At 38.0% G+C, this 4112-nt stretch carries 2 protein-coding genes and 1 pseudogene; 1 reads left to right on the top strand and 2 read right to left on the bottom strand.

The genetic code is table 11. The features are described from left to right. Window positions 1-408 precede the first annotated feature (408 nt). Window positions 409-1803 carry a nitrogenase molybdenum-iron protein alpha chain gene (gene nifD, locus IQ228_RS22560; RefSeq protein ID WP_035083244.1) on the bottom strand — a complete coding sequence of 465 codons (1395 nt, stop codon included), beginning with the start codon at window positions 1801-1803 and terminating at the stop codon, window positions 409-411. A gap of 172 nt (window positions 1804-1975) precedes the next feature. After that, window positions 1976-2419 (bottom strand): annotated as a pseudogene (nifH, locus tag IQ228_RS22555) (nitrogenase reductase); the annotation flags it as partial. A gap of 110 nt (window positions 2420-2529) precedes the next feature. Here nifH and IQ228_RS22550 point away from each other — a divergent pair. Beyond that, window positions 2530-3957 (top strand): integrase, encoded by a 1428-nt coding sequence (locus IQ228_RS22550; RefSeq protein ID WP_027404294.1) that lies wholly within the window; start codon window positions 2530-2532, stop codon window positions 3955-3957. Window positions 3958-4112 lie beyond the last annotated feature (155 nt).

Raw genomic sequence — 4112 nt, 5'->3', positions numbered from 1 at the left:
TAAGTTTTTTCCGCGTGCCTTTTGTTAGGTATAAGCAACTTTTTTAGCTTTTATTGTTCTCGTAATGCCTACGCGAACAAAATATTTTTGACTTTACCCTCTATCTCCCCTTAACCGAACAGTATTGCCTTACTATGTAAGGACTTAACCTGATATCAAGTATTAATTTTCTCTAACTAGTCTAGGAGAGCCATTTAGTCTAGAAAATCAAAGCAAAAAAAGTTATTCAATTTTACCAAACCACCAAACATCAAAAATTAATAACTTAATAAAACCTGGAAAAGTCACCCTTTCACCACTTGCAGTTATCCATAAACAATGTTATGATAGAACATAATAAAATCAATTTAGGCTAAAAACTAAAATATCAAAATTGCCCAACTAAAAAACCTCCCAAAAAACCTTAAACTAACGCACCTTTCCAGCAACATTACCAAGTTCGGAGTAATCCCAAGAGTGCATTTGACGGAAAGGAAGACCCATCTTTTGGAAGACATACTTCTCTTTCACACCAGAAGCAACTAGGTCTGGCTTCAATGCTTTGATGAACTCTTCAAATTCGTAAGCGGTAACGTCGTCATAAACGATAGTTCCGTTTTCGATGTAGTGAGTAGTACGTTTATAGTCGTCATTATGACCGAACTCATAACCTGTACCAATCATCTTCATTCCCAAATCTTGGAAAGCGGGAACAACGTGACGGGGACGTAAACCACCAACCATCATTGCTACAGTCTTACCTTCCAAACGGGGGCGATATTGACTAACGATCGCATCCATGGTAGGTTGATACTTAGCAATTACTTTTTCAGCATTTGCTTGGATTTTTGCATCAAACTTAGAAGCGATTTCACGTAAAGATGCAGCAATCTTGGTAGGACCAAAGAAATTATATTCTAACCAGGGTATACCATAAGCTTCTTCCATGTGACGGCTGATGTAGTTCATCGAGCGGTAACAGTGGATGAGGTTCATCTTCACGTTGGGGGTCATCAACATTTCGTTGATTGTACCGTCACCAGACCATTGAGCAACAACGCGCAAACCGATTTCTTCTAACAAAATCCGGCTCGCCCAAGCATCACCACCGATGTTATAGTCACCAATGATGGCTACATCATAAGGAGTGCCTTCAAACTTCAATGTACCGTCTTTCTTAGCTTGATCTGCTCTGGGGAATACCCAGTCACGAATCATGTCGTTAGCGATGTGGTGTCCTAAAGACTGAGACACACCACGGAAACCTTCGCAACGGACGGGAATAACTGGCTTACCGATGGTTTTGGCTGTATTTCTAGCTACTGCTTCGATGTCATCCCCAATCAAACCGATAGGACATTCAGATTGAATAGAAACCCCACGATTTAAGGGGAATAATACATCTAATTCTTCAATTAATTTAGTCAGTTTTTTGTCACCACCAAACACGATATCGCGTTCTTGGAAGTCGGAGGTGAAGTGCATAGTACCGAAGGTGTCAATACCTGTTGTACCTAAGTAATAGTTACGACGACCAGACCAAGACCAGTAACCGCAACCAACAGGACCGTGACTAATGTGGATCATGTCCTTGATAGGACCCCAAACCACACCTTTAGAACCTGCGTAAGCACAACCACGAGCGGTCATTACACCAGGCAATGATTTGATGTTAGATTTAACACCACAATCAGCCTTACCTTCTTCAAATACGTTTAAATGCTTCTCGCGCTTCTTAGCAGCTTTTTCGGGGTAAGCTTTGAGAACTTCTTTAACTAGTTCTTTTCTTTGTTCAACAATCTTCTTGTCGTCTGGAGGAGTCATTGTTAGTCTCTCTTGCTCCTAAAGGAACGAAAATAGGGATGAATTTTGGGAAATGGAATACCATCCCCCTGTAGCGATAGGGGAAATGTTGGTCAAAGGTGAGAGCTTTTGATGTGCTGCTCTCTGCCTTTTTCCTGGTGCTAGAAAATTCTTTCTTCGTAGCGAATTATGCCTATTTAGCCAGCATTTTTGCAGCGTTTTCTTCGCTTTCGAGAATACCGAACTCAATCAACAATTCTTCCAATTCTTCCATTTCGATAGGTGTAGGAATGGTGAGGTTGGTGTTGTTGATGATCTTCTTAGCTAGTGCGCGGTATTCGTTAGCTTGTTTGCTATCAGGTGCATACTCGTTCACTGTCATCCGACGTAGTTCGGCGTGTTGAACTATGTTATCGCGGGGAACGTAGTGAATCATTTGGGTGTTCAACCGTTTTGCCAAGGTTTCGATTAATTCGATTTCTCGGTCTGTGTTACGGCTGTTACAGATCAAACCACCTAAACGAACTCCACCGGAGTGAGCATATTTAAGTACACCACGAGCGATGTTGTTTGCAGCGTACATCGCCATCATTTCACCTGATGTAACGATGTAGATTTCTTGTGCTTTACCTTCACGGGTAAGACTATTGATATAATCTAAATTCACGTAAAGTGTTTATTTTCTACAATGTTTACTGCGATCATTGTCAGAAATGGACAGTTTTTTTATTAGGGTGAATCTAGGGTATGAACAGATCACAGGAAGCATTTGCCGATTTTCAACCAACAGCTATCACGGATGGGGGATATTTAGGTAGAATGCAAGCAGTAAATGACCAAGAAGTTCACATCAAAACTAAGTTAGAAACGGAATTAAAAGCAGTAAATACTAGACTCAAAGCAGCTAAGGTTTGTGTTTATATCCGAAAATCTGGTAATTGTTTACAGTTGAGAAGTACCCTACCTATTAAACCAGGGGATATTGATAAAAACGGTAGTGGGACAAAACAATATGATATTTCTTTGAATATTCCCTTTAATTTTGATGGTTTGAATACGGCAGAAGAAGAGGCTTATGAACTAGGAAAACTGATTGCTAGAAAACAATTTCATTGGACGGATAAATATTTAGGAAAAACAAGAATTAGAGCTAATTTACAAAATATTAGTGACTTAATTATAAATTTTGAAGAAAATTATTTTCAAACTAGAAAACGGACTCTGAAAAGTGAAAATACTTTTAATAGTTATCTATATATTGCCCAAAAGCATTTACCGAAGGATAAACTAGCGATAAATGCTAATTTTATTGAAGCTGTGCAATCTTGTAGTTCTTCGGATAGTGTAAAAAATGAGTTAATTAAGGTGATTCGGGTGTTATGTAAATGTTCTGGTTTAGAAATACCTGAGTTAAATAACTTTAAAATCCAAGCTACTGCTAAAAGAAAGCGGGATATACCGACAGATTTAGAAGTTGAGAAAGAATATTTAAGGTTTCAAAACTATGCTTTGAACCGTCCCACTAAGTTAATAAATAGGGAAGATCGGAATAATTGGAAATTATGGAGATGGGTATATGGAATGTTGGCAACTTATGGATTAAGACCATTAGAAATTTTTGTTAAACCTGATTTGAATTGGTGGTTATCATCAGATAATACTATGAATACATGGCGAGTAAATGAAGAATGTAAAACTGGAGACAGGGAAGCATTACCATTATATCCGCGTTGGATTGAGAGTTTTAATTTAAAGAATGATCAAGAAGCAATTGAGTTATTAAAAGCAAAGATTGCCGATAAAATTACCAGTAAACAAATTAATGCCGTGCGACATGGTACAGATAGATGGTTTAGATTTGTAGAAATTCCTTTTCAACCCTATGATTTACGTCATGCTTGGGCAATTAGAGCGCATTTGATGGGGATTCCTATTAAAGCTGCGGCTGATAATTTGGGTCATTCTGTGAATATGCACACTTCCATTTATCAGAAGTGGTTTAGTTTAGAAAATCGCAATGTGGCTATTGAAGAAGCTATTAAGAAGAAGTCAAAGGCGGAAGAGTTGCAAGAGATGGTTATTCACTTGGAAAGGGAAAATGATCGGTTAAGAATTGAGAATGAACGATTGAGGTTGCAGATAGCAAATTTAGATTTAATACAAGTAGTTAAGTAACAGAATAACCTCTTGTAATTTACCAATATAAGTAGGTGAACAGAAAAATTTAAAGGTATGTAAAGAAAAGTTAACCTAATTAGCTTTGTTAAATTTAGTACGTTCTGTCCGGTGTTTTCCTTTTTTACCTCTGGTTTCAACACCATCCATAACTG

Source organism: Dolichospermum sp. LEGE 00246, assembly GCF_015207865.1.
GTDB classification, from domain to species: domain Bacteria; phylum Cyanobacteriota; class Cyanobacteriia; order Cyanobacteriales; family Nostocaceae; genus Dolichospermum; species Dolichospermum heterosporum.
This window is presented reverse-complemented; position numbering and strand designations above follow the sequence as displayed.